Source organism: Herbaspirillum sp. GW821-FHT09A12, from assembly GCF_059418325.1.
On sequence record NZ_JBWKPR010000005.1, the window covers coordinates 25862 to 51167 of the forward strand.

The following is a 25306-nucleotide window of genomic DNA, read 5'->3' on the forward strand; positions in this document are numbered from 1 at the left end:
CGTTTTACGCGCTATGTCGGATCACTTCTGCGCGGGTTCGCGGAAGTAGATGCGGCGCGGCAGCGCCCACAGCAGCAGGGCGGCGCCGACCAGGCATTCGGCGGCGACCACGTACAGGCCGATGGCGGCGCTGCCGGTCAGGTCACGGATCTTGCCGACCATGTAGGGGGTGATGATGCCGCCCAACTGGCCGACCGAATTGATCAGCGCGATGCCGGCTGCGGCCGCTGCGCCCGACAGCACGCGCGGAGGCAGGATCCAGAACAGGCCGATGCCGGCGATGATGCCGGTGGCGGCCGCCGACAGCGCGATCACCAGGATTAGCGTGTTGTCGCCGAAGTAGGCGGCGGCCGCGTAGCCGATGCCGCCGATCAGCGCGCAACTGGCCAGGTGCCAGCGGCGTTCGCCGGTGCGGTCGGAGCTGCGGCCGATGAAGATCATGCCCAGGCCGGCGCAGATGTACGGCACCATCGAAATCAGGCCGATGATGAAAGTGTCGTCGGTGCCGGCGGTCTTGATCAGTTGCGGCATCCAGAACACCAGGCCATAGATGCCGGAAGCCAGCACCAGGTAGATCAGCGACATGACGATGGTCGACGGCTGCTTCAATGCCGCGCCGAAGGAGTGCACCGCTTCGCTCTTGGGCTCGGCGGCGATGCGCTCGATCAGCAGCTTCTTTTCTTCAGGCTTCAGCCAGCGGGCGTCTTCGATCTTGTCGTCGATCACCAGGTAGCACACCACGCCCAGCAGGATCGACGGAATGCCTTCCAGCAGGAACAGCCATTGCCAGCCGTGCATGCCGGCCATGCCATGGCTCCACTTCATGATGCCGCCCGACAGCGGGCCGCCGATGATGCCGCACACGGCGATGGCCGCCATGAACAGCGAGTTGATGCGGCCGCGGCGCACCGACGGGAACCAGTTGGTGAAGAAGTACAGCGCGCCCGGCACGAAGCCGGCTTCCAGCAAGCCGATCAGGAAGCGCAGGATGTAGAAGCTGGTCTCGTTGCTGACGAACATCATCGCCGCCGAGGCGATGCCCCAGGTGACCATGATGCGGGCGATCCAGCGCTTGGGACCGACCTTGTGCAGGATCATGTTGCTGGGCACTTCGAACAGGAAGTAGCCGACGAAGAAGATGCTCGCGCCCAGGCCGTAGACGGCGTCCGAGAAACCCAGGTCGCTTTGCATCTGCAGCTTGGCGAAACTGATGTTGACGCGGTCCAGGTAGGCGAACACGAAGCAGACCATCAGCAAGGGCACGAAGCGCCAGGTGATTCTGCGGTACAGGTCGGATTCTTGAATGTCCGCCGCGCTGGCCGGATAGGGTACTGCTGCCATGATGTCTCTCCTCGAAAGGCTTTTGATTAAAACCGAAGGCGCAAAAAAGTCCGATGCCGCCGCGCGGTACGCGGAGGTCGCTTATTGTTGTTGTGCGGTTGGATTGGCGGACGGAAGGACTCCGTCCGCCGTGCTGCTTTTTATATTGACGATATCGGCGACCGGCCGCCGCCGGCGGGCCTGCATCATGCCCCTATGCAGGCCGCGGGCGAGCGCGCCGGTCGATGGCGTCGCTCAATAGGTCGCGCGGCCGCCCGACAGGTCGAACACCGACGCGGTGGTGAAGGAGTTCTCTTCCGACACCAGCCAGGCCACCATGGCCGCCAGTTCTTCCACCTTCACGAAACGCGCGCGCGGGATCTTCGACAGCATGTAGTCGATGTGCGCCTGGGTGCATTGCTCCAGGATGCGGGTTTGCGCGGCGGCCGGGGTGATGGCGTTGACGGCGATGTTCTTGGTCGCGGTTTCCTTGCCCAGGCTCTTGGTCAGGGCGATCATGCCGGCCTTGGCGGCGCTGTAGGCCGAGGCGGTCGGGTTGCCTTCCTTGCCGGCGATGGAGGCGATGTTGACGATGCGGCCGTAGTTCTGGGCGATCATGCGCTGCACGACCACCTGGTTGACGTAGAACGCGCCATTGAGGTCGATGTCGATCACGCGGCGCCACTCTTCCGGCGAGTAGTCGGCTACCGGGTTGTTCTGGCCGGCGATGCCGGCGCTGTGCACCAGGATATCGATCGACTGGGTGACCTTCTCGGTGGCTTCGATGGCTTTCTTGACGTCGGCTTCATTGGAAATGTCGACCTTGATGGTGTCGACATTGCCCAGCGGTTCCAGCTTGGCGCGCGCTTCAGCCAGCGCCTTCTCGTCCATGTCCCACAGCACGACCTTGGCCTTGCCCTGCAGCAGGCGTTCGGCCACCGCGTAACCGAAACCCTGGGCGCCGCCGGTGATGATGGCGCTGCGGCCCTGGAAGTCGTAATGATTCATTGTCTTCTCCTTCTTTGCGATCTGATCTTGAGGTCGGCGCGCAATCCGGTCGGCCTGCGCGCATTGTTATTCTTATTGATGTTTGCCGGCGACACTGCCGGGATGGCTTAAGCGTCGATGGTCTTTTGCTGCTGCTCGCCCAGGCCGTCGATGCCCAGGCGCATGGTCTGGCCGGCGCGCAGGAACACCGATTCCGGCTTGACGCCCATGCCCACGCCCGGCGGCGTGCCGGTGGAGATGACGTCGCCCGGCTGCAGGCTCATGAACTTGGACAGGTAGGCGATGATGTGCGCCACGCCGAAGATCATGGTGCTGGTGTTGCCGTTCTGGTAGCGCTTGCCGTCCACTTCCAGCCACATGCCCAGCTTCTGCGGGTCGGCGACGTCGTCGCGGGTGACCAGCCATGGGCCGATCGGGCCGAAGGTGTCGCAGCCCTTGCCCTTGTCCCAGGTGCCGCCGCGCTCGATCTGGTACTCGCGCTCGGACACATCGTTGACCACGCAATAGCCGGCCACGTGCGACAGCGCATCCTTCTCGTCGATATAGGCGCCGCCCTTGCCGATGACCACGCCCAGCTCGACTTCCCAGTCGGTCTTCTTGGAACCGCGGGGGATCTTGACGTTGTCGTTGGGGCCGACCACGGCCGAAGTCCACTTGTTGAACACCACCGGCTCGGCCGGGATCGGCAGGTTGGATTCGGCGGCATGGTCGGCGTAGTTCAGGCCGATGCAGATGAATTTGCCGATATTGCCGACACAGGCGCCGATGCGCGGATTGCCGTCCACCACGGGCAGGCTGTTGATGTCGAGCGCGCGGATCTTGGCCAGCGACGCATCGCCCAGGGCGGCGCCGTTGAGGTCGGCGATGTGCGCCGACAGGTCGCGGATCTTGCCAGCCTGGTCCAGGATGCCGGGCTTTTCCTGCCCAACCGGGCCGTAGCGGAGTAATTTCATCTTGTTTCCTTTAGAAAATAAGTTGTCTCAAATCGGCGCCGGCGGATCGCCGCTGCAAGCCTTTGGGGGCGCAAGCGGCATGGCGGGCCTTGTCGTTTTGCGGATTGGATAATACCAGTTTATTGGTAAGACCAATAGGGCGGAGGGGATAAGTTTTGGTTATCGGGTGATCCATTGCAGGCAATGTCGTTACGAATTCATTTAGGAAATGTCGAATTCATTTGGGAAATACGAGGTGCTTAAATCAATGGGTTACAGAATGTAGTAGTTTTCAATTTGGAATTTAGTTGTTTAAATGCAATAAAATAGGTTGGTATCTAAATATGGCTTTGCGCATGGCTAGGAGAAAGAGAGGCAATACGCGAGGCACTACCTGGGATTATTTGCCAACGGGAAATTCACGGCCACAGCCTTATTCGGCCAATTGGTGCCTTTTTTACGAAGGACTGTTGCAGCATTTAATTTGAAACGCTCGATTGTTTATTCGATTTTGGAATGGAGCTTCGCCGGTTGAATCACATTTCTTTACTTTCGAAGATGATCACATGATCATCCGATTTTTCGTGATTCGCTGGTCCGTGCTCTAACCGTGGTGCAACTTAGGAGACGAATCTCCTGCAAAAAGCCAGGAGCTCCTGATGCGAATGCATATGCCAAGGTGTACGTACCGTTCAGGGTCATCTCCAGTAGATTTTCGACGTGTCTCTGTTCTTCCATCGTATCCAGAAAACTTGCAGGTGGTACGCCACCCAGCGCGGGAAGTGGCGCCATCAACCAATTTGCAAGCCACTTCGTGGCATCAAAGTCTGACCTACGATCTACGTCGGTCATGAGCTGCACTTTTCCGATCAGAGCCTGCATACTTATCACGCGTTCCGACTCTCCGGGTGACAGTACTCGCGCGTGCATCACTTTACGGTCGACGGTGGTTCGGGAAAGACCTAACGACTTCATCAATACTTCTTTCGGTATATCCAAGATCGATGCCAGCTCACTCACACGCCGTGCCGGGATACCTGATCGACGAAGTTGAATTCTGTCGACAAAGTCCATTTGGGACCAGACGCCGGCCTGCCTTAGCTCGGCACTCTCAAGGACGCCGATCGCCGCTTTCTTTTCGGTACCAACTTTTCCTATCGGCGTTCCTGTAGGAGGCGCCGGACTCCCGGCTGAGTGTTCGTCAATTTTGGGGCGACTCACCACAGAGCACTCCTTATGGGATCTCAAGTGTATCTCACCGAATTAATTAGAAAATCGGGTGGGGGAACAAGTCAATAATTGACGACGGGCCGAGATTGGGCATCGCAAACTCTTATCGATAATTCGTCACTTGATCGAGCTCTTCAGCCCCCGTATCTAAATCTCTGCAGAGGTTCTTCAAGCCAATTTGATAGCGCGCGAATCTGCTCAGCCGCATGGCGGAATCGGTGGGCTGATACATGTAAGGCTGGACCGCCAAATCCGAAGGGATCGTTTCTGTTGCCCGGACGCTGCCAATACATGTCGTTGGGGTCAGCAAACAAAGGGACAGGAAATTTTTTTAATGTAGATTCGTTGTGACGAATTGCTTCGGAGGTGAGTGATCCTGCGTGCCCATCTAAATTGCGCGCTAAGATAACTTGCTCAATAACATCGATATCAGCAGGGCAGTTTGCCAAATCTAGGCCAGTGATTTCGGAAAAACATGTCAAGTAGCCGCGCACAAAACTTCGTCTAAATAGTTCGGGGGCCGCTTCCCGGCACGACTGTGACTTTTCCCAAAGCAAATTGCTCCATGTCTCGAAATAGATTTTCAACGTATTTGAGAGATTGGAAATAGCACTGCGGCCGATTAACTCTAGCGAATAGCTTTGCTGGAGCCATTCTTCTAGAAACTGAGGCTCACCATCCTCTGCATAAATAGGCTCAAATGGTGGCTCCTCTCTTTCAATCTTTCCCATTGTTTCTACGAAACGGCTACTAGCTTCTTCGTAAAATTGGGCGATTGCATCAACGCGTCTCTTGAGGAAATAGTCAACATCCATAGTGTTGCGTCCTTCACGAGTACCTGCCTTTGGACAGAAAATTGGACTGGCAGGAATTTTAGGTCTGATCCCATCAGCTTCCACTTGCTTTTATCTGATCACTTTTTCGCTTTGCCTTTGGAATGTTCCGGTTTGGGCGCGATTTCCCGTACGGCGTGAGATGTGGTTCGTAAAGAGGGATTTTTCCCTTGTTCTCAAAATCCCGAAGATATGCCTGGAATGTATCTCCGTAAGCAGTTTGCATCAAAGCGATCTTCGTCTGCCCTCTGCATGCTGGACAAGTAATCTTGTTGTCTTGTATCGGGCGTGCCTGGGAGTGGACTTGGAGAACAGTCATGCCACAGCTTGGGCAAAGGAGATCTAAAGGCTTGGCTTTCATCGTGATCTGGCAAGAAGTAACCAGGCGCGATTATCGCATCACTGTCTTGTCCAGATCGACTGAACAAAAGTCGACCACGTTTCCAGTGTGAGCAGTTTGGGATAACGGTGGAGAATTTTGACTTTGGGGCCCGCTAGTGATGCTCGATGCAGCATGTCATTTCAATTGAAATACTAGCGTTAAGTTTCGAAATACTCTTGAAATTACGAAAAGTGAAGATGTATGCGCACAAATCAATTTCATAAAGGAAAAGACGTCCGCTTCTATCTAATCATCTTCATTGCAGTTGCTTCCCTTGTTGCTGTTTCTGGTGCTCAAGCCACTGAAGTAGTTGCTTCACATGGTCAATGGGACTCGCAGTTCTACAAGATCTTCACCGACATGATTCATCACTTCTTCTGACTGAGAAATACGATATGCATAGCCCACTTACATTAATGAACTAGAAAATATTCTGACATCTATCATTTATTTGAGCTGGCTCAAACGTATTTTCTTTGAAGCAGCATGTGAAAGCATCGCATCTCGCGCATTCATTGAAGACGTAAGACCGCTTCAATCCGTTCTAACTTATCTTCAGCTACTGCGGCTCGTTCACGGTAAGCCTCGGCTCCTTTTAAAAGGAGAGAAATTTTGTACCAGTAGATGCCTCCAAGATCGCCGCCTTCTTGCTGAAGGCGTTCCATCGTCTCAAGAGCGATCGAAAGATCCATCCTGTCGCGCAATTCGGGGTTGATCACCATGATCTCCTTTGGGAACGCATGACTTCAGTATAGGCAGAAGAACGCTCCAATCAAGCGATCGTCTCTCTAGGTAGAGCGCGGCCCTAAACCGCAATACCACGCCCAGTAAGATCGTTTAAATGATCTTGAAGTACTTAAGATCCTATCAATTCCGGGATCAAGTGCTCTTCTCTTTTTATCTTTTTTGCGACGCATAAAGAGATAGGCGATACCTCCCCAAAAAGCCAGAGAGGCAACTATCCCCGCGACTTTTATTACGTCGGTCGTCTTGGCCAACTCGGCAATTAAGCCGATTCCAAAGATGACAATGAGAGCCACAAGAACTATCCAGCCGAGAAGATTTGCTTTCCCACCGCTTTCATACATTACGGAGCCGCAGAACGGGAAAATGTGCTGTGTTGCCATGTGACGAAACACGCCTGGCATAGGTTGGTAGTGCCACAGTTTGGGAATGCATTGTCGCGAGCAATGTGGGCAGGTAATTTTTCCATGAAAGATCTGATTGGAGCTGGTATAGATCAAATGCTAATCATAGTATGTAGAACTATAGTATGCAACGGGCTGACACTCCAGCCATGCCCGTACCTCCACAAGAAAGCCGCCTTGTCCGCATTTTCGCTGCAAATGTGCGCGAACGTCGGCTCGCTTTGGGCATTTCCCAAGAAACGCTAGCGGAGGCCGCTGGTGTACATAGAACCTATATTGGGATGATTGAACGCGGAGAAAAGAACGTCACTATCTACAACATCGAGCGCATCGCTGATGCGCTCGATGTATCTGCAGCAGTTCTTATTTCCTGACCACGAGCCGCTTTGTTCCTGTTGACTGTGCCTAGCTTGGATCCTAGTGGATCAAGTTCTATGGGCCCATCCAAGCTGTCGCGCTATAAAAGATATTCCTCTTTTAATTCACGAGTGGCTATACGCGTTATGGCTATGCGTCCTAATTCATCTGGACGTTCATACACAATTCCCGCTTGTAAATTCGCCATTTCAAGCGTGGCAATGAGAAATCGCAGCTTGTACTGGGGCATTCCGAAGACACCCCATTGCTCTTTATCCGGCAGGTGTGCTGCGAATTTTTTTGCATGAAATCTGGAGAGAAAGAGCGGTATCCGTATGGGACTCTTCTCCGGGAGCGCGTAGTAGCTCCCAGTGCTATGGTGTTCATTTTTCTCGTCTAGAGCAGCGACGACCCAAAACGGTTCACCAGTGAGATTTGGTTCATGTATAGCGGTACTTACAATTTGGCGACCCAATATTTGCCCGAGGGTGGGAAGTGTTCGTTGCGTTTCCAGCAGAATGCCATGCCTTTTGGCGACTTCCTGGGCGCCAGATTGAAATCCAGCTCGAGATACGACGATGCCAACAAGCTCATTCCCGATGTTCTTTATTTTTTGATGAAACTCTAGTATCTGTCCTTGGCTGACGGGGCGGCTCCAGTCTTTGCATTCAATTGCGACTCTGTGTCGAATACCTGCTTTCTCGAACTCATAGTAAATATCTAGTTCATATTTTTCGCCGGCGAGGCCAGAAAAGATCGCCCGTCTCGACACTTGGATCATTTCTCCACGAGTATTCAACAGCGTTTGGTAGACGTATTGAACGTAGCTTTCAAATGTTGCTCCGCTATTTTTCAATGTAATTTCCCATAGTTAAAAATTTGGCCCCTCTGTGAGTGGCTAATCGGTGATCTAGGAAAAATTCCTCGATCGTTATAAGCAAGTCATTCCACTTGTTTTGGATCACCAACGATTTTTAGCAAAGCGTTGAGTCGCACTTTGAATTAATCTAGAAAAGAGAAGCGAAGAAGTCTCGTTGATTTGTATAGCCTCTAAACCAGAGGATTAGTGCCTGAATAGACTGAGTGAAACTATGTCTTCGCAGATAAATTTTTCGACCAAATATAGCTACCGTGTGCAAGTTACTCATGCTGAGCTAGGAAGTCTCGGTGCTGCCGATCTCTCGTTTGGTCTGGGTTCATGGCCTCATCTGGTATTTAGCGGACTTGCCGGTTATTCCACGCTAAAGAACGAGACGAAGTTTAGAAAGCTCCTGGCGACAACAGAGGACGGTGGAGAGCTTTCACTTTTTGACTGTTCATTGTCTGGCCTTGTCGTATCAATCGGCTTTGTCGTGGCTGGAGATATGGACGCCGAGTTTAAAGGAATCAATATTCGCTTCTTCGATATTAACGAATGGTTTATGCCATTTCGGAAAATAGAGGAAAAGCTTGATAACGAGGGAAGCCTAGGGAGGGCGAAGCAGATTGATGTGAGGATTTCGAATGACCAGCAGAATTTCACCTTGTCTAGCAAATCTGTTTTGCAGATATGGGAGGAAGGTGAAGATCACATCGTTCACGAACATATCATTTTTACTTTCAACGCAGAAAATTGCCTATTCAGTCTTGATGATCTAAGACGAAAGCCACTGGAGTTGGCGACTCTTTTATCTATTTTGGTCGCGACACCGATGTATCTGTCTTGCGTCGGTGTGGTGTCAACTAATGGACAATGTGGGGATGCATTTTTTCCGACCTTCGAACGGCCGAACGTAAATGGAAGAAAAAAAACATGGGCCAATTTCTTTGTGAGAAAGTCATTACTTGACAACCTTTGGCAGGACATATTTAACAACTACTATCAGTCCGAATATAGAGCGGTATCGTGGGTTCGCCTAGCTGGAATGCAGCACTACAATGGTTTCTGGGAATTCAGAACCTTAGGCTACGTGAGCTTACTTGATAGGTATGTAAGCCAACGCTGTAAAGGAATGAAGCAGCCGAAGTCCAAACGAGAAACTCGAATGGGGGCGGAAATTCCAGATTCGTTGAAAAATATATCTCCGGCGCTGACGCCGATCCAGATAGCCGCCGTACAAAAGGTGATTCAAGAACGGTTCATGAACGGCAAAGAATTGAATTTCAGTGAGAAGCTGAACCACGTTTTGGATCAAATGAACGATAAGATCCGAGCCATCATTAATCTGACTAGCGCCAACTTTACGAAAATAAAGGAAATTCGAGACGCGATTGCTCACGGAAATACCCCAAAACTTCCAGAGGGTGAGCATACCCCAATTGGTATTGTTGTAAGCAAGATCGAATTACTCCTGACTTACTTTGCATTTCATGATTTCGGTATCAGTGACGAGAACTTTCTAGCGTGCCTATCAAGCCTTAGCCCAATGGCGATGGGCGCCAATATAGACAGAGTGGAATTGGCAAGAGTAACTAAAAGCGCGGGATTTTTCGAGATGCCTAAGGAGCAGTTTGAGATCATATCGAACATCAAGGGTATTAAGGTCCAGGCATGTTTTATCAGATCCGATGATGGTCAAATTCAGTACTCTGAGGAGCTTACAGCGGATTTAAAAGCGTGGTACGACAGACGCGTTGGCGGAGTAATACCTGTAGAGGAAATATTCAAAAGGGATAAAGAGAAAATTACATGCTACGGCACCGTCTATATCGAATCCGGCTCAGAGCGCCTTGAGATATTTCAGAGCTATTTTGTAGATATGCCGTAGCCGGGGAAGAAAGAATTTTCGGCGAGAATAAAATCGATGGCAAATGAAATTGTAAGTAAAGTTTCTTCTGCCATTCGGCCACTTAGAGATCTTGTACTTGGTCAAGGACCTTCAATTTTTCTTCAGCAGCGCCCGCATCGGCACTGTCATTGTTTTGTGCAGTGCGTTCATTTTTCCATCGGATTAACAGCGTAAGCAGTGTCTCGTGTTTTTTTAGTTTGTTCGATTCGTCCGGACTTTCTGTTTTCTTACTCTGCTAAGCTTTGCTTTTATTGCCTTGGGTTTTATCACAAGTCGGTCTTTCAAATAGACCACATTGAAGCGACAAACGGGAAAGTTCTTACGAAGGAAACAAACAACATTTCGGGGAATTTATTTCCATTTTTCTCTGATTGCAATAACCACAAATCAGCTAATCAATTGACCTTTACTATGTTAAAGGGGCTCGTTGACAGGCGTCGTTGGAGAAATATTCCCGGGATTGAGTTGGTGGATTTTATTCCGAATATAGAAGGTGCGGATGAAGAGGAAAAACTCCGTCTGGCCTTTGCAACCGTCGTTAATATTTTCCGCCGAAAGGTGACGGACGATCAATACCAAGTGTTTCTGAACACAATCAGTGGCGAGACGTTACTGCAACATGGATTGATCCCTAATTCCTAGTCACTATATAGAACTAGCTATTTGGCCGTAGAGCCATGCTCAGATTGCTGCCATACATCCTGTGATGATGGCCTGGCCTTTTTAGAGAAGACCTCACTGAATAAGTGCGGGCCGAAAAAAGAGTATTTATGGCAAAGAAAACTGCGTTTCGTTTTTTTGTTGCAGACGAGCAGAGATGTTCGTTGACTTGGAGCCTCACAATTCAGAAGGATGATATCTATATTTCAAATAGCGGGTCACACCAAGACAAGATTAGCTTGCATGAAAGTGGGACATATCAATGGTCTGTGAGGTCAGAGCACGTGAATGACGTTCCCTTTGCCAAAAGCAATCGGCACATAGCACGCTGGAATAATCCTTTGGCTCCTCATGGCAGCGTTACTCGGCAGTTTTATATATTTATTTCTGCCTCCGAACTAGAGTACGGCCGGGCGCGGCCGGTTAAGAAGGCTCAGCATGTTCCTGCACCACCCATAGGCTGGGGCGTGCGTTTTGACTTTGTATTTTTCACGCCCTTCTCAGGTAATCCGCATGTGACGATATCATGGGACCAGCCGCCAGTTTTCGAGGCGAAGCTTGATTCGGGTCGTATTCTTTACGTCATTCACTCATTTAATCCGATTGACGGCATAACTATGCAACGATTCAACGTCGCAAAAGATATTGCAATACGCGAAGCGGCCAAGTACGAAAAGAAAGCGGCGAGAGCATTAGCACGGATTCGAGATGAACACGGTGTTTGGGGGATGGCCGAAGTGCTGATTGAGAATGAAGTCGATTTGAAGGTTATTCCTGAGAATGCAGAAAAAATATATGGGGCGAGCGGCGCATAAACTTGTTTCCGGCGAAGTGCAAGAAAATTCGGGCAATATGTTTGCCGTTGGCATTATGAAGTTCCTCGCGCCTCGCCGCCACCATCAAAAGATGCTTAGCGTAGCCACATTGTGACTTCTCTTAACGCGCTATTGGATTGACTCAAAATGAAATTCACGCCAAGCATCTTTTAGTGCTCGTAAAGCTTCTGGAGCCGCATTGCGGTGGCGTAAATACCGGAGAAGTTTTATCAAATCCATCTCCTGCGTAGGGAATCGCTTGTCATTGAGAGCATCTTGTGCCAAATCTCCGATCGCACCATCTCTGTCCCTCTGATGTTCTAGCCATCGATGGAAAGCACTACGAGTCATTTGAAAATGGTCACGGCGCCTGATGGCTTCCTCTAGAAGAATATTAGGTGCTGTCGCTGGACGTCGGTATCGGCTTTCAGATTCCGACCGCATCCAACTCTCAAGCGTCTGTAACGCTCGCTCATACGTTTCTTCACCATGCTGCGCAGCGAAATGTGAAGCATCGACAAAGAGATCGCACTGCCGACAGAAGTACTCATCGGTATTGTTCTCGACCTGATCTCCATGAAGATAAAAGCGCATTTTGGCTTCAGGCTGATGAAACTGGACTTGAGGTGGAGAAGAGCTACGCGCTGAGTGTTTTATCAGCAAAGACCAGGTACGAAATCCTTTGCTCAGGGCAATTTCTGTTTGAGCATGGCCAAGCTTGATGGACTTACTGCGCGCGAGGCGTCTTACGTCTCGGCGAAGTTGGTCGATTTGGGAGGGCGTAAATGTAGTGTGGGGCATGGATGGACTCCGGGCCACTTAGACTCTGATGCGCCCACACATCGAGTCGAAGTAGCCATAGAAGGCCATTCCAAGACTCGGTTTAATCACGCTGTCGAATCCGACTTCGCCTTGTGGGCGGGCGAGCCTGCGTTTCGACTCGAGAGCTATTTTAGAACAAAAGAGCTGAATGTGTTAACGAAAAGAGCAGTGGCGGCTATATCAAGCCACGCTCGTGGTATTTCGGAGCGCATTGGGCAAGCCCCTCAGTCCGGCAGACCGTTCTCTTGCGATGGAGAATTGGTCTGCCGTACTGAGAGAATTGGAGGCTCCAATCTCCGCGCGAGACGCTATCCTGGAGCGATTAGATACATTGCCGTTGGTTTCTAGCGTGTGATGATTCACGGCTAAAGAGCAGCGGCGTCGCATATCTAGGCAATATTTTCGAACCCACCTTCATGAAACCATACGGACGCGCTCAAGGTCTCATAGAGCGCAGTCTGCCAGGAGTTTCTTTGGCTATGCCGGCGACTCGCGGCTGCTTCTTCGAGATGGAGGCGAACGCCGGCGGCGCCAGCACTTCTCGATCTAAGTTGAAGGGAATATTTAATGTTTCCTAGTTCTGTCGCGGCATGAGTGGCATAAAGAGTAGCCAATCTAAGAAATCTAAAATGCCTTTGGACGCGCTCAGAGAGCGGCGCAACCCAAGCTGGAGAGGGAACTACCGAAAACCTGATGGTGATGGGGATGGTTTGAACTACTTCCGCTTGAAGCCACCTCGTGTCGTCAATCGTATCAAAGTAGGGATGTAATGTTTGATCCGCAGCAGTGGCAGGATGGACATCGCTCTTCTTTTTATTGCACGGCATGCATGCCGGAATAAGGTTGATCGGAGTGACGGCAAGCGCTGGATGCAATGATTTCGGTAGATAGTGATCTAGCGTGCCCACATCACGTTGTCCACACAGAGGGCAAATTCCGCTTGCTGCTCTCAATGTGTCGTAAATGGTTCGAGCCGGAGAGTTTTGGCGGCTAAATGTTCGCGTGTAGATTCGCGTTTTCATTTCATCAAGCGTGACTACTCCGCCGACATCTGTCGCTGATTGAATAGAGAACCAACTACGAAGATTGCTCTGTTGAAGGTAGTGTGCATCTGCAGATTCGATCAGACCAGCGACAGAGCGCAACCTGCCTACGAACTCTTGATCTGTAATACTCAAGAGGCAGGTTTCGAAGGCCGTGCGCGCCGAAATTACCGGGCGAGGCAATGCCCTCATAACGGATCTCCTTGATCTCGTGCTGCGATAAGGGCCGCCGCGATGCTTCGTCCTTCAGCGCCCAGTGCGTTATTAAAATGGGTTAAAAGCGCTGAATAGTCGTCGCCACCCTCAACGCGATCTTTGATCAATTTATGAAACCCAGAGTTGGTGACTTCCAAGCCAAAGACTTCTCGAGTGAGGATCCCAACATTTTCACCAAACGTCTCAATAGTCGGCCTTTCCGGTACCGAGATATACCCAGATCTGCGAAGTTTCCACACGCATTGTTTGGGAACCTCTTGTAGCACTACTGGTGAATGGGTAGCGATAATTGCCACGCCATTTCTTTGACGAAGGAGTTCCGTCAGGCTTCTGATAAATGCGGATAAGAGCGGAGGATGGAGGTGGCCCTCGGGTTCGTCGAGGAGAACCAAAGTCCGCTCGTCCACAAGCTCCACCAGTTTGGTGACCGTGAGTAGAACTATTGCGTGCCCAGAGCTAAGTTTCTTGAAGAATGTACGAACCCGTTCGTTTTCTTCGTTATTAATGAGCTCAATGAGCTGACTTACATCTGCTTCAGCAAAAAGTGGATCGTTCTCCAACGTGCGTATGGCAGCCGTCCAGCGATTTAATCGCAGGCCGGATACGCATGCGGTCATCGCCTTTAAAAATTCAGTCGCCAGCTCGATGGACGTCATTACGTTGGTCGATGGGGGCGAAGGAATTAGGCCAGGCGCAGGCGCGGCCGGAAATTCTTGTCTGTTCTGACGTATTCCAACGGTTGTGTAACGTAAGCCATTTAAATCTACTTGTGGCTCGATCGGTTCGTCGAAAGCACTAAAAGAAACCGAAACGAGCCCTGCAAATGATGATGTTGAATTAGATCCGTCGACGTTCAGCATCGACAGAGTCCCAAATGTACCGGCATTTGGCGAAATCAGAGATCTGACAAGATTTCGCATGAAATGACTTTTTCCGACGCCGTTTCTACCGATAAGAACGTGAACATTTGTGGGCGGTGAAGACTCAGGTAAGGTCGTAAAGTCTAAGGGCGGAGGTGGTAGGACTCCTTCAAGTGCCACTGGGAATTCGTACTGGAATCGGAAATTGGTGAGCACGCTATCACCTTGCGTCAACCGGTGAAATCTGGTCGTTACACTGGTGTAAGAGATGTGTCGCAGAAGCGATTCGGTCATGACGAGTTCATTTTGCACCTCTGCGAACAGATCCAGATCAAATGCACAATCGAACAGCCCAGTGAGAATTTGAAGCCTTGTTTCTTCTTGCAAGAGGTTAATGGACTCGTAGTAGTTTTCGCTTTGTCCGAGCGAGAAAAATCCTTGTGGAAGGGATGCAAATTGGCTACGAGGGACCGCCGGAGCTCTTACATTCGGTCCTACAGTGGCTCCAGCTTGGAGTCCTCGCTGGCCGATCTTTACTTCACCGATGTCGACTCTCGTTCCATTTTGATCAATGTAGAACAAATAGAATTGTGTACGAAATTTGCTCCAGTCGTCCCAATAATCCTCGCGAAGAAAAACGACATCTCGTGCCGAAGATGGAATGGATTCACCTCTTCCTACAACAATGAAGTTCATGGCTAGATACGGTAGTTATTTGTTAGCAGTGAGTGGTCAGGGCCATGTAAAGTGAGTGCAGCCCTTGACAAGATGTGGGCGGCCGCTAGCGATTGACTTTGTCGTTGGCGGCCGCCAATTGTGCAGGTCTAGATTTGAACGAAATTGATTGGCAATGCTTTCAGATCTAAAACTTGATAGAGCAGGCGCTTATGGAATCGTTGATCCACTAACTGGAGGCGGAGGAGTAGCAGCTCCGGCGCCAGGTGTTCCTTGAGGAAAGGCGTTCCCGACGAAATCACCAGGGCGCATGGAAAAAACCAGCTCAAGGCGATTTGCCAGTGACCACATGAACATTGTTGGCACCAGCCAAATTCCAAGTAGAACCAATACGAAGATCCAAAAAATGGGAATTCCGGTAGCGGTAGTGATATGTGATGCCCATTTGACTTGGATCGAATGCAAGAAAAGCAGGCCAGCCAGAATGTTCAGTTCAATCAACACGACGAATACGGAGTTTGAATGCTCGCGTAAGTGTGTATAGCTATCGCGAATATCGCGTGAATTTTCAGTCAGCCGAGCAGCCGTTATCTGTCTGTAGAAATCGTAATAAAAGCGATTCGGATCATTTTTTTGCGGGTAGGTCGGCTTCTTAGTTTGCTTATTCCAATCAATATGAGTGTGCTTGAACAGACTAAGCAAGGTGAGATATTGAGTCAAAACTATCCAGACGACAGGAAGAGAAAAGGCTAGCAGAATTGCCTGAGGAGGAGTGTTGCCGCAATACTGCGTGATCGTAGTCAAGGAGGCGGTAAAAAGCACGATTCCAAAAGATAGCGTGACGACACGCTTTATTTCGTCGGACATCGAGAACAGTCTAAGAGTGTTGATGCCTATGACCATCAGCACAGCAACGACAGAAACAACGCGAATCATCTGCGGAGAGAGCATCGCATCTCCTTCGAAAAGGAGGCGATACATCGTGATCATTAGGTTGATAAGCCAGCCAAACCAGAAGGCCCTCGAAAACCTACCAAGCCAATTTGGAAGCATTCTCGCGCTATGGAGAACAGTGATGGGACTACTCGCAGTGTAGCAATATGCCAATCCGAACAGGATTAAGCCGATAGCCATCGGAAGTAAGCTGGCTCCCTTTTCATTTGCAGATGATGAAAGTGTATCCTTGAGCAGCGTAGTGATTTCCGAATCAACATGTGTGACTAAAACAATCACGCAAATCATTCCAACGATTGAGCCTAGGAAATATCGAACAAGATAACTCTCCCACCATCGTTGCGGATTTCCTGCTTCCCCTTTTTTTTCGCTGCTCATATTCGCCCCAGGTTTAAGTGATTTTCGTCTTTTACGGTTAATCAAAAATTACCAAAATGTGAGAATATCTCTGCTCAAGGGGATTTGTGAAGTATGTTGATCACAAAAAATATTCACATGACCGCAAATGGGCGCGCATGTATGTAGTGCCATTATTTTTTCTTATCTGGTGATGCATTCTGCAATAAAGTCGGTGACGCTTGGACCTAAATGTAAATGCTCCATATCAGAGGTGCAGGATGCTTTGCGTGCGCGTGGATTGGGTAATGTGGTCTTCCCCCAGCATGACGGACACTTTCGATAGGTATGATGTCCCCATCGGAGGTATTACATGACACGTGAACGACGGTTATTTTCTGAAGAGTTTAAGCGGGAGGCAGTCAAGCTGGTAGGCCAGTCTGGCGCAAGTAAAGCAGGCATTGCCCGCGACCTCGGCATTGGCGCTAATTTGTTAGGGCGCTGGTGCCGAGAAGCCAAAGTAGACGGGCATGCAGGCGGCACAGAGAAGGTCACCAATCAGGATTATGAGCGCATGCGGCATGAACTGGCGAAGGTTAAGATGGAGCGCGACATATTAAAAAAGCACTCGACTACTTCGCAGCCGACCTCAAGTGAAGTACGGTTTTGTCGCCAAGCACCGAACCATATGGCCCACGCGAACCATGTGCCGCGTGCTTGGCGTGTCCACCAGCGGCTTCTACGACTGGCTCGACCGACCAATGAGCCAGCACGAGCGTGAGAACGCGCAGCTACTGCAGGCCATCAAGCACAGTCACGAAGCCAGCGATGGCACATACGGCTCCCCACGCGTAGTGCGAGACCTTATAGATGCTGGCTTTGCTTGCAGTGAGAACCGCGTGGCCCGGTTGATGAAGGCCGCTGGTATCAAGGCACGGCACAAACGCCGTCGTACACCGGGGCAACGTGCGGTGACGGTACACTCGATTGCGCCGAATCTGTTGGACCGGCAATTTGCAGCAACTGAGCCGAATCAGAAGTGGGCGGCCGACTTCACTTATGTCTGGACTGGTGAAGGCTGGTTGTTCGTCGCGGTCGTCCTGGACCTGTACTCACGGCGAGTTGTCGGATGGTCGATGCAACCGACGATGACGGCGCAACTGGTGATGAATGCCTTGCTGATGGCAGTGTTTCGTCGAGGGCGACCTCGGGCCGTGCTGCATCATTCCGACCAAGGCTCCCAGTACACCAGCGAGGACTTCCAGCGTTTGCTTGAGTCTCACGGCATCGTATGCAGCATGAGCCGGCGTGGAAATTGCTGGGACAACGCCGCCATGGAGAGTTTCTTCTCCACGCTAAAGACTGAGCGCCTGAGCAAAAAGCATTACCGGACAAGAGATGATTTACGTGCTGACGTGTTCGACTACATCGAAAGGTTTTACAATCCACGTCGGCGCCATTCCACTCTCGGCTATCTCAGCCCGGTACAGTTTGAAAATCTAAAATGCGCCTAGTGGAAGTGTCCGTGACGCTGGGGGAAGACCACTCAAGTGCAAATCGCTGATGGGTACGGCGTTACAGAGTGGCATGCACTAATATTCCACTCCTTTGCGGGGAAATAATTTCTTATTTGAAACTATATTTCTTTTGAAAAAGAAATTCCGAATTCATTTGGGAAGTGATTTCCCGAGATATCGCTGCACTTCTTCGGTTATTCGCATTTCTAAGTCATTGATTTATAAGAGGCGAATTTCCCAAATGAATTCGACGCGACAGGCAAATAAGCCAAGGGGTTTTTTGCCGTTTATGGGTGCTTACCCCGCTCATTGCGGAGTGCAAGGCAAGGCGCCGGTTTCCCGCATATAAGCTGTTGATGCAAAACCCTATACAGCCTCCCGGCTTGGCGGCGAGCGGTTTGCACAGTCGGGTAGGGACGCCGCAGGGAAGGGGGGGCAAGCGTCAGCTGCGGCGTTTTCCTGCAAGCGTCATTTATTTGTAAGCCCGGCAAACCGCCTTGTAGCGATTTCCGTTCCATGAATTGATGTGGGGGAAATACGGATCCTTGCAAGCGGTGAATACGACGGTGCCGCCGGTATAGGCCCAACTGACTGCGGCGTCGTAAAAGTCCCCCAGGCCCTTCATCGAATAGTTCGGAGGCACATTGTGCTGGATGGCGCTGACGTCGGTCATGCCGGGGGCGCATTCGGTGCCCTTGAGACCGCCCAGCGTGCACACCAATACCTGCAGGCGGTATCCGCAAGTGTTGGTCACCATCGCCCTTTCTTTGTGGTGGTGCACTTTGACGCACTGGTCGACGGCATTGTCGTATTTGAAGTGGCTGTCGCCCGATCCATCGGTTGACGCGGAGCCGCTCACGGCGTTGAGGTTGCCGGGTGCGGGTGCTGCACCGCTGCTGGCGGGCACGGAGCCGGTCGCGGCACCGGAGCCTGATTGCAGGGCGGTGGCGGCAGCCTGCCACTGGCCGGCGTTTTTCCCGCCGGCCGCGGCTACGCCTTGGGCCAGCGCGCCCAGCACCGAAAAGAAGCCCGATGCGCCGGATGGGCCGTTATCGCTTGCGACTGACTGGCGGGTGGCGAGGCCGTCGACATAGATGTTGAGCAAATTGCCGTTCTGGTCGTAACCATTGCCGGTGGCTCTTGCGTCATTGTTGTAGCTGCCCTCGTAGCGCTCGCCATTGGCCCAGCGATAGATGCCTGGCCCGCTCTTCTTGCCATCGAGGAAACCGCCTTCATAACGGTCGCCGCTGGCCCAGGTGAAAACACCTTGTCCCGTACGTTTCGAGTCTTGCCAGTCGCCCTCGTAGCGGTCGCCGTTGGACCAGACGTAGCTGCCTTTGCCATTGCGCTTGCCGTCGACATATTCGCCTTCGTAGCGCGTGCCGTCGACCCATTGGTAACTGCCGCGGCCATGGGCCACGCCGCCGACCATGGCGCCCCGGTAAGTGCCGGTCGGCGCGCCGTCCTTGAACCATTGGAGTTCGCCGGGGCCCTCGGTGTAGCCATTCTTGCAGGCGCCGGACCAGATGATGCTCTCGCCGGGGGATGGATTGCCGTTGCGGGTTTGGCAGCCGTTGGCGTCGGCGATCCAGTGGGTCTCCGCTTCGTTTGCGGCCGCGGAACCCGCTGGCGCCGCGGCGATGGCAAGGAGGAAAACGGATGTCGACAAGATGCGGAAACGTTGGGATTGCATGGTCCGGCCCCTGAGTTTTTTCCAATGGTAGCGAAGGGTTTTTTTCATGTCCTCATGCATTTGCATGAGACGCGGCCTCAATTTCAACAAGCCAGGTTCCTGCCGCATCCGCCAGTTCGCCAGCTCGCGGATGCCCGCTCCCGCCCCGTCCTGAACTTGTCAGGTCATCGATCCGCGCCACGCGGCGTCGCACCAAAATAAGCATTTTCATCGAAACATGCACTCGCGATGGGAGTGCCGACGCGCTTTCTTGCAGATGCTGCACTGCCTTGATCCATTCTCTAACTGACTGAAAAATAAAGAAGAAATCCGCTTGTTTAAAAATCATAATGTAATTATGATTTATTGAAATTGATCCGCTTGTCCGATTTGCAAAGGGATGGAAAATGAATGTGACGTTCATCGATACGAGGTGCTTGGGGCTGGCTGCGGCTGTCGTTGCCCTGGCCATATCCGCCGCCGCGCATGCCGGTCGTGCGGCCGATAGCGCGGTCGACAGCAAGCCGCGGCGCAAGGATGCGCCGGCATGATCAATCTCGACTTCAGTGCGGTATTGCACGGGCAATATCTCGACTGGCTGATCGGCGGCGCCTTGACGACGCTGGGGCTGTTCGCCGCGGCGTGGGTGTGCGCCTTTGCGCTGGCGGTGCTCCTGGTGGCGCTGCGGGCCCTGGCGCTGCCGCCGCTGGAATGGCTGATCGCCGCCTACGTCAACTACCACCGCAACGTGCCGGGACTGGTGCAGATCTTCGTGTGGTATTTCGGCATTCCCGAGCTGCTGCCGTCGTCGATCACCGGATTCATCAACGACCACAACGGCGAGTTCATCTTCGCGCTGATCGCGCTGGCGCTGAACTCGGCGGCCTATATGTCGGAAGACTTGCGCAGCGGCCTGCGTTCCGTGGCGGCCACGCAAATGGAAGCGGCCCGCGCGCTGGGCCTGTCGTATGTGCAGTCGATGCGCGACGTGCTGCTGCCGCAGGCGATTAGGGTCTCGGTGCCGCCGCTGGTCAACCAGTCGCTGTCGCTGTTCAAGTCGACCAGCCTGGCCATGGCGATCGGCGTGGCGGAGATGACCTATGCCAGCCGCCAGATCGAGAACGAGACCTATCGCACCTTCGAAACGTTCGCGCTGGCGTCGGCGTTCTACCTGCTGATGTCGTGGGCCATCATGGCGCTGGGCGCGTACTTCAACAATCGCCATTTGCAAGTGAAGGAGCGCTGACATGGGCGATCTCTACAACATCGTCACCACGTATGGGTTGCAGCTGCTGGTGGGCGAGTTTCCGCACGGCCCGCTGGGCGGCCTGGCGCTCACGCTCATCCTGGCGGTGACCGGCCTGGTCTGCGCCTTCCCGCTGGCGGTGGCATGCGGCATTGCGCGCACCAGCACGATCCGCTGGGTCTACCTGCCCGCCACCGCGGTGGTGCAGACCGTGCGCGGCTTGCCGGTGCTGATGCTGATCTTCTGGGCCTATTTCATCGTGCCCCTGATGATCGGCGCCACCATTTCGGCCACCACCACCGTGATCTGCGCCCTGGTTGCCTATGAGACGGCGTTCCTGGGCGAGGTCGTCAAGGCCGGCATCCAGGCGATACCGAAAGGGCAGGTCGAAGCCTCGCGCTCGCTGGGCATGAGCTATTTCAAGACGCTGTGGGACGTGGTGCTGCCGCAGGCGCTGTTCAACATGATCCCGAGCATCCTCAACCAGCTGATCTCGCTGATCAAGAACACTTCGCTGGCGTACATCATCAGCGTCAACGAACTCACCTATTCGGCTTACCAGGTCAACGCGCAATTGCTGACCAAGCCCTTCCAGGTTTACTTCCTGCTGGCCATGACCTACTTCGCCATCTGCTACAGCCTGAGTTCGCTGGTCGGCCTGGTCGAGCGCCGCATCAAGCACAAACGTCAATTCAGGAGCGTGTGATGATCCGATTCAACAACGTCAATAAATGGTATGGCGACTATCACGCCTTGCGTAACATCAACGAGGAAATCAAGCGCGGCGAGGTGGTGATCGTGTGCGGGCCGTCGGGCTCGGGCAAGTCCACGCTGATTCGCACCATCAATCGCCTGGAGCCGATCAACGACGGCCAGATTTACGTCGACGGCCAGGATATCCACGGCAACGGCGTCGACATCAACAAACTGCGCAGCGGCATCGGTTTTGTCTTCCAGTCGTTCAACCTGTTCCCGCACATGAGCGTGATGCGCAACGTCATGCTGGCCACCATGCGCGTGCTCAAGCTGTCCGACAAGGAGGCGCGCGAAACCGCCATGGGCCTGCTTGAGAAAGTGGGCCTGGCAGGCAAGGCCGAGGCTTATCCGGGGCAGCTTTCGGGCGGCCAGCAGCAGCGCGTGGCGATCGCCCGCGCGCTGGCCATGAAGCCGCCGGTGATGCTGTTCGATGAACCCACTTCCGCGCTCGACCCCGAGATGGTGGGCGAAGTGCTGCAAGTCATGAAGCAGCTGGCCTCCGAGGGCATGACCATGGTCTGCGTCACGCACGAAATGGGCTTTGCGCGCGAAGTGGCCGACCGCCTGATCTTCATGGCCGACGGCGAAGTGCTGGAGCGCGCCACGCCGCAAGACTTCTTTGAACACGCGCAGCATCCGCGCGCGCAGAAATTCGTGGCCGACATCCGCCACGCCTGAGGCTGGCTCCCCATATCGGCTCCCTATATCGGCTCCATTTATCGGCCCCTATCCACTCATCCAACATCGACCAAGAGACCTACATGGCATTCATTTCCGATTCGCTTGCGCGTATCAAAGCTTCGGCCACCATTGCGATCAGCCAGAAGGCCCGCGAAATGCAGGCGCAAGGACGCAACATCATCGCCCTGAGTTCCGGCCAGCCCGATTTCGATACCCCCGAAAATATCAAGCAAGCGGCCTATGCCGCCATCGCCCGCGGCGAGACAAAATACACTGCCGTGGCCGGCATTACCGAACTGCGCGAAGCCATCGTGGCCAAGTTCAAGCGGGAAAACCAGCTCGACTACACCGTGGCGCAGACCATCGTCTGCAACGGCGGCAAGCAAGTCATCGCCAATGCCTTGATGGCCACCATCAATCCGGGCGACGAGGTGATCGTCCCGGCCCCGTACTGGGTCTCGTATCCGGAGCTGGTGGCCCTGTTCGGCGGGGTGCCGGTCTTTGTGCCGACTACCCGCGCAAACGGCTACAAGCTGCGCCCGGAAGATCTGGAAGCGGCCATTACGCCGCGTACCAAATGGCTGATGTTCAACTCCCCCTGCAACCCCAGCGGCGCCGCCTACACCCGCGCGGAGCTGGAAGCGCTGGCCGAGGTCGTGAAGCGCCATCCGCATGTGTGGATCCTGTCGGACGACATCTACGAACACCTGGTCTACGACGGCTTCACGTTCACCACGCCGGCGCAGGTCGCGCCCGAGCTGTACGAGCGCACGCTGACCATGAATGGCGTCTCCAAGGCTTACGCGATGACCGGCTGGCGCATCGGCTATGCGGCCGGGCCGCAGCAACTGGTCAAGGCCATGGAAAAAATCCAGGGGCAAGTCACATCGGGCCCTAGCTCGGTGTCGCAGTGGGCGGCATTGGAAGCGCTGAGCGGCCCCCAGGATTACATCCACACCAGCCGCACCGTGTTCGAGGAGCGCCGCAACCTGGTGGTGTCGATGCTCAATGGCGCCGAAGGCATCGATTGCCCGGTCCCGGAGGGCGCGTTCTATGTGTTCCCCTCTTGCCAACGCCTGATCGGCAAGCGTACCGAGGCCGGCAAGATCATCGAGACCGACGAGGATTTCGTTTCCGCGCTGCTGGAAGCCGAAGGCGTGGCGCTGGTGCACGGCAGCGCATTTGGCCAGGGCCCCAATTTCCGCCTTTCGTACGCGGATGCGACCGAGCGCCTGCGCGAGGCCTGCACACGCGTCCAGCGCTTTTGCGCGACGCTGCGTTAAGCAGGCAAGCAGGCAAGCCGGCAAGCCGGCCAGGTTTTCCAAGGAGCATAGACAATGACAGCAGGATTCCGGATTCTCGAACGCCAGCGCAAGGTGGCCGATGAGATCGTGCAAAAGTTCTCGGCCATCCCGGTGGCCAACATCAGCGACTCCATGTCGCGCATGAGCGCCGGCGGCCCTCGGCTGCGCCCGCTGCATCGCGGCGGCAAGCTGGCCGGCGCCGCGCTCACCGTGAAGTCGCGCCCCGGCGACAACCTGATGGTGCACAAGGCCCTCGATATGGCGGAGCCGGGCGACATCGTGGTGGTGGATGCCGACGGCGACCTCTCGAATGCGATCATCGGCGAGCTGATGGTGGCCCACGCCATCCGGCGCAAGCTGGGCGGCATCGTCATCAATGGCGCCGTGCGCGACCTCGATGCCATTCAGTCCGGGAGCTTCCCGGTATTCGCCGCCGGCGTGACGCATCGCGGCCCGTATAAGGACGGCCCGGGCGAGATCAACGTGCCCATCGCCATCGACGGCATGGTGATCGAGCCGGGCGACCTGGTGGTGGGCGACAGCGACGGCTTGCTGTGCGTGGCCTACGGCGACATCGGCGCCGTCTATGCGGCAGCCAAGGCCAAGAATGATGCCGAAGCCGAGCAGATGGCGGCGATCGTCGCCGGCAGCAATGACCGCGGCTGGGTCGATGCCTCGCTGGTCAAGCTGGGCTGCGAGTTCGTCCCGGCCAAAGCGTATGGCTGAGACGCCTTCCATGCAATCTTCCCCGCACTTGCATGTGCGGGAGGATTGGCTCGCGCTGACGCGCGAAGAAGTGCTGGAACCGGACCTGCCCATCGTCGATGCCCACCACCACATCTGGGATCGGGCGAGCGGGCGCTATCTGTTTGACGAATTTCTGGCCGATATCGGCGCCGGCCACAATGTCATCGCCAGCATCTTCGTGCAATGCCGTTCGATGTATCGCGCCGACGGGCCGGAGCGGATGAAGCCGGTCGGCGAGGTGGAATTCATCAACGGCCTGGCGGCGCAATCGGCTTCCGGCCTGTATGGTCCGGCGCGCGCCTGCGCCGCGATCGTGGGTTTTGCGGATTTGATGCTGGGGGATGACGTTGTCCCGGTGCTGGAAGCCCTGAAACAGGCAGGGAACGGCCGCCTGCGCGGCATCCGCAATACCACCGCATGGCATGCCGATCCGGCCATTCGGACCAACCCCATCCCGCCGCCGCCGGGCATGCTTGCCGATCCCCGTTTCCAGGCGGGCGCGCGCCAATTGGCCCGGCACGATCTGTCGCTCGATATCTGGGCCTACCACACCCAGCTGGATGAAGTGCTGGCGCTGGCCCAGGCTTGTCCCGATACCCGTTTCGTTCTCGACCATGCCGGCGGACCGCTGGGCGCCGGCCCCTATGCCGGCAAGCGCGACGAGGTGATGCGCGAGTGGGAAGCGGCAATGCGCAGGATCGCGGCGCTGCCCAATGTCTGGCTGAAACTGGGTGGCCTGGGCATGCCGGTGGGCGGCTGGGACTTCCATCTGCGCGCCGCGCCGCCGACCTCGGCCGAACTGGCGCAGGCATGGCGGCCGTATGTGATGTGCTGTATCGACCTGTTCGGGCCGCAGCGGTGCATGTTCGAAAGCAATTTCCCGGTGGACAAGGGGATGTTCGGCTACGTCAGCTTATGGAATGCATTCAAGCGCCTGACGATGGCGCTGTCCGCGCCGGAGCGCACCGCGCTTTTCAGCGCGTGCGCGCAAGAGGTGTATCGCATAGGGGCCTGAGCCCGATCG

General features: G+C 54.1%; 26 protein-coding genes. 12 read left to right on the forward strand and 14 right to left on the reverse strand.

Annotation, left to right across the window (positions count from 1 at the left end; translation table 11 throughout):
- Window positions 1–21: 21 nt before the first annotated feature.
- The 5 genes from AC07N6_RS13725 to AC07N6_RS13745 all read right to left on the reverse strand — a co-directional run bounded on the left by AC07N6_RS13725 (window position 22) and on the right by AC07N6_RS13745 (window position 5305).
- Window positions 22–1341: an MFS transporter gene (locus AC07N6_RS13725; protein WP_494782447.1), complete on the reverse strand. Its 1320-nt coding sequence runs from the start codon at window positions 1339–1341 to the stop codon at window positions 22–24.
- Between the two features lie 234 nt (window positions 1342–1575).
- Window positions 1576–2328: an SDR family NAD(P)-dependent oxidoreductase gene (locus tag AC07N6_RS13730; RefSeq protein ID WP_494782448.1), complete on the reverse strand. Its 753-nt coding sequence runs from the start codon at window positions 2326–2328 to the stop codon at window positions 1576–1578.
- A gap of 107 nt (window positions 2329–2435) precedes the next feature.
- Window positions 2436–3281 (reverse strand): ureidoglycolate lyase, encoded by an 846-nt coding sequence (locus AC07N6_RS13735; protein WP_494782449.1) that lies wholly within the window; start codon window positions 3279–3281, stop codon window positions 2436–2438.
- A 549-nt stretch (window positions 3282–3830) separates the two neighbouring features.
- Window positions 3831–4481, reverse strand: coding sequence for an antitoxin Xre-like helix-turn-helix domain-containing protein (locus AC07N6_RS13740; RefSeq protein ID WP_494782450.1), 651 nt, complete (start codon window positions 4479–4481; stop codon window positions 3831–3833).
- A 143-nt stretch (window positions 4482–4624) separates the two neighbouring features.
- The gene (locus AC07N6_RS13745; RefSeq protein WP_494782451.1) at window positions 4625–5305 is read right to left on the reverse strand and encodes a hypothetical protein; all 681 of its coding nucleotides are present in this window, start codon (window positions 5303–5305) and stop codon (window positions 4625–4627) included.
- Window positions 5306–5906: 601 nt separating this feature from the next.
- Between AC07N6_RS13745 and AC07N6_RS13750 the strand changes: the two genes are divergently transcribed.
- Complete coding sequence (locus AC07N6_RS13750; protein ID WP_494782452.1) at window positions 5907–6086, forward strand: hypothetical protein; 180 nt, start codon at window positions 5907–5909, stop codon at window positions 6084–6086.
- 131 nt (window positions 6087–6217) lie between these two features.
- On the opposite strand, the gene AC07N6_RS13755 is transcribed toward AC07N6_RS13750, so the two are convergent.
- Both AC07N6_RS13755 and AC07N6_RS13760 read right to left on the reverse strand, forming a co-directional pair.
- Entirely contained in the window at window positions 6218–6427 is a 210-nt protein-coding gene (locus AC07N6_RS13755; protein WP_494782453.1) for a hypothetical protein, read from the reverse strand.
- A gap of 66 nt (window positions 6428–6493) precedes the next feature.
- A complete protein-coding gene (locus tag AC07N6_RS13760; protein WP_494782454.1) occupies window positions 6494–6832 on the reverse strand; it encodes a hypothetical protein in 339 nt (112 codons plus the stop codon).
- Window positions 6833–6978: 146 nt separating this feature from the next.
- Here AC07N6_RS13760 and AC07N6_RS13765 point away from each other — a divergent pair, with 146 nt between their 5' ends.
- Entirely contained in the window at window positions 6979–7227 is a 249-nt protein-coding gene (locus AC07N6_RS13765; protein WP_494782455.1) for a helix-turn-helix domain-containing protein, read from the forward strand.
- An 83-nt stretch (window positions 7228–7310) separates the two neighbouring features.
- On the opposite strand, the gene AC07N6_RS13770 is transcribed toward AC07N6_RS13765, so the two are convergent.
- On the reverse strand, window positions 7311–8066 hold the full coding sequence (locus AC07N6_RS13770) for a restriction endonuclease (protein WP_494782456.1): 756 nt from the start codon (window positions 8064–8066) through the stop codon (window positions 7311–7313).
- 235 nt (window positions 8067–8301) lie between these two features.
- Between AC07N6_RS13770 and AC07N6_RS13775 the strand changes: the two genes are divergently transcribed.
- The 3 genes from AC07N6_RS13775 to AC07N6_RS13785 all read left to right on the forward strand — a co-directional run bounded on the left by AC07N6_RS13775 (window position 8302) and on the right by AC07N6_RS13785 (window position 11453).
- Window positions 8302–9957: an ApeA N-terminal domain 1-containing protein gene (locus AC07N6_RS13775; RefSeq protein WP_494782457.1), complete on the forward strand. Its 1656-nt coding sequence runs from the start codon at window positions 8302–8304 to the stop codon at window positions 9955–9957.
- A gap of 198 nt (window positions 9958–10155) precedes the next feature.
- Window positions 10156–10620: a hypothetical protein gene (locus AC07N6_RS13780; protein ID WP_494782458.1), complete on the forward strand. Its 465-nt coding sequence runs from the start codon at window positions 10156–10158 to the stop codon at window positions 10618–10620.
- Between the two features lie 128 nt (window positions 10621–10748).
- Complete coding sequence (locus AC07N6_RS13785; RefSeq protein WP_494782459.1) at window positions 10749–11453, forward strand: hypothetical protein; 705 nt, start codon at window positions 10749–10751, stop codon at window positions 11451–11453.
- A gap of 129 nt (window positions 11454–11582) precedes the next feature.
- Here AC07N6_RS13785 and AC07N6_RS13790 read toward each other — a convergent pair whose 3' ends face one another.
- From AC07N6_RS13790 to AC07N6_RS13805, 4 genes are all read right to left on the reverse strand, one after another.
- Window positions 11583–12254: a YozE family protein gene (locus AC07N6_RS13790; RefSeq protein ID WP_494782460.1), complete on the reverse strand. Its 672-nt coding sequence runs from the start codon at window positions 12252–12254 to the stop codon at window positions 11583–11585.
- 410 nt (window positions 12255–12664) lie between these two features.
- Entirely contained in the window at window positions 12665–13510 is an 846-nt protein-coding gene (locus AC07N6_RS13795) for an HNH endonuclease (RefSeq protein WP_494782461.1), read from the reverse strand.
- Window positions 13507–15090: an AAA family ATPase gene (locus AC07N6_RS13800; protein WP_494782462.1), complete on the reverse strand. Its 1584-nt coding sequence runs from the start codon at window positions 15088–15090 to the stop codon at window positions 13507–13509. Before AC07N6_RS13800 ends, AC07N6_RS13795 begins: the two co-directional genes overlap by 4 nt.
- 189 nt (window positions 15091–15279) lie before the next feature.
- A complete protein-coding gene (locus AC07N6_RS13805; protein WP_494782463.1) occupies window positions 15280–16401 on the reverse strand; it encodes a hypothetical protein in 1122 nt (373 codons plus the stop codon).
- 331 nt (window positions 16402–16732) lie between these two features.
- Between AC07N6_RS13805 and AC07N6_RS13810 the strand changes: the two genes are divergently transcribed.
- Window positions 16733–17873 (forward strand): IS3 family transposase gene (locus tag AC07N6_RS13810; RefSeq protein ID WP_494782464.1). Its coding sequence is split into 2 segments (ribosomal slippage): window positions 16733–16989 and window positions 16988–17873, totalling 1143 coding nucleotides; the frame shifts between segments, so codons are not numbered across the junction.
- A gap of 475 nt (window positions 17874–18348) precedes the next feature.
- Here the strand turns inward: AC07N6_RS13810 and AC07N6_RS13815 are convergent.
- Both AC07N6_RS13815 and AC07N6_RS13820 read right to left on the reverse strand, forming a co-directional pair.
- Window positions 18349–19569 (reverse strand): MORN repeat-containing protein, encoded by a 1221-nt coding sequence (locus AC07N6_RS13815; RefSeq protein ID WP_494782465.1) that lies wholly within the window; start codon window positions 19567–19569, stop codon window positions 18349–18351.
- A gap of 52 nt (window positions 19570–19621) precedes the next feature.
- Window positions 19622–20128: a hypothetical protein gene (locus AC07N6_RS13820; protein WP_494782466.1), complete on the reverse strand. Its 507-nt coding sequence runs from the start codon at window positions 20126–20128 to the stop codon at window positions 19622–19624.
- Here AC07N6_RS13820 and AC07N6_RS13825 point away from each other — a divergent pair.
- The 6 genes from AC07N6_RS13825 (at window position 20096) to AC07N6_RS13850 (ending at window position 25297) form a co-directional block, all read left to right on the forward strand.
- The gene (locus tag AC07N6_RS13825; protein ID WP_494782467.1) at window positions 20096–20794 is read left to right on the forward strand and encodes an amino acid ABC transporter permease; all 699 of its coding nucleotides are present in this window, start codon (window positions 20096–20098) and stop codon (window positions 20792–20794) included. The genes AC07N6_RS13820 and AC07N6_RS13825 overlap by 33 nt on opposite strands.
- Window position 20795: 1 nt before the next feature.
- Window positions 20796–21500, forward strand: coding sequence for an amino acid ABC transporter permease (locus AC07N6_RS13830; RefSeq protein ID WP_494782468.1), 705 nt, complete (start codon window positions 20796–20798; stop codon window positions 21498–21500).
- The gene (locus AC07N6_RS13835) at window positions 21500–22228 is read left to right on the forward strand and encodes an amino acid ABC transporter ATP-binding protein (protein WP_494782469.1); all 729 of its coding nucleotides are present in this window, start codon (window positions 21500–21502) and stop codon (window positions 22226–22228) included. The genes AC07N6_RS13830 and AC07N6_RS13835 overlap by 1 nt, the downstream gene beginning before the upstream one ends.
- Before the next feature lie 83 nt (window positions 22229–22311).
- Entirely contained in the window at window positions 22312–23514 is a 1203-nt protein-coding gene (locus AC07N6_RS13840; protein WP_494782470.1) for a pyridoxal phosphate-dependent aminotransferase, read from the forward strand.
- A gap of 54 nt (window positions 23515–23568) precedes the next feature.
- Window positions 23569–24261 (forward strand): RraA family protein, encoded by a 693-nt coding sequence (locus tag AC07N6_RS13845; RefSeq protein ID WP_494782471.1) that lies wholly within the window; start codon window positions 23569–23571, stop codon window positions 24259–24261.
- Window positions 24262–24271: 10 nt separating this feature from the next.
- Complete coding sequence (locus tag AC07N6_RS13850; protein ID WP_494782472.1) at window positions 24272–25297, forward strand: amidohydrolase family protein; 1026 nt, start codon at window positions 24272–24274, stop codon at window positions 25295–25297.
- Window positions 25298–25306 lie beyond the last annotated feature (9 nt).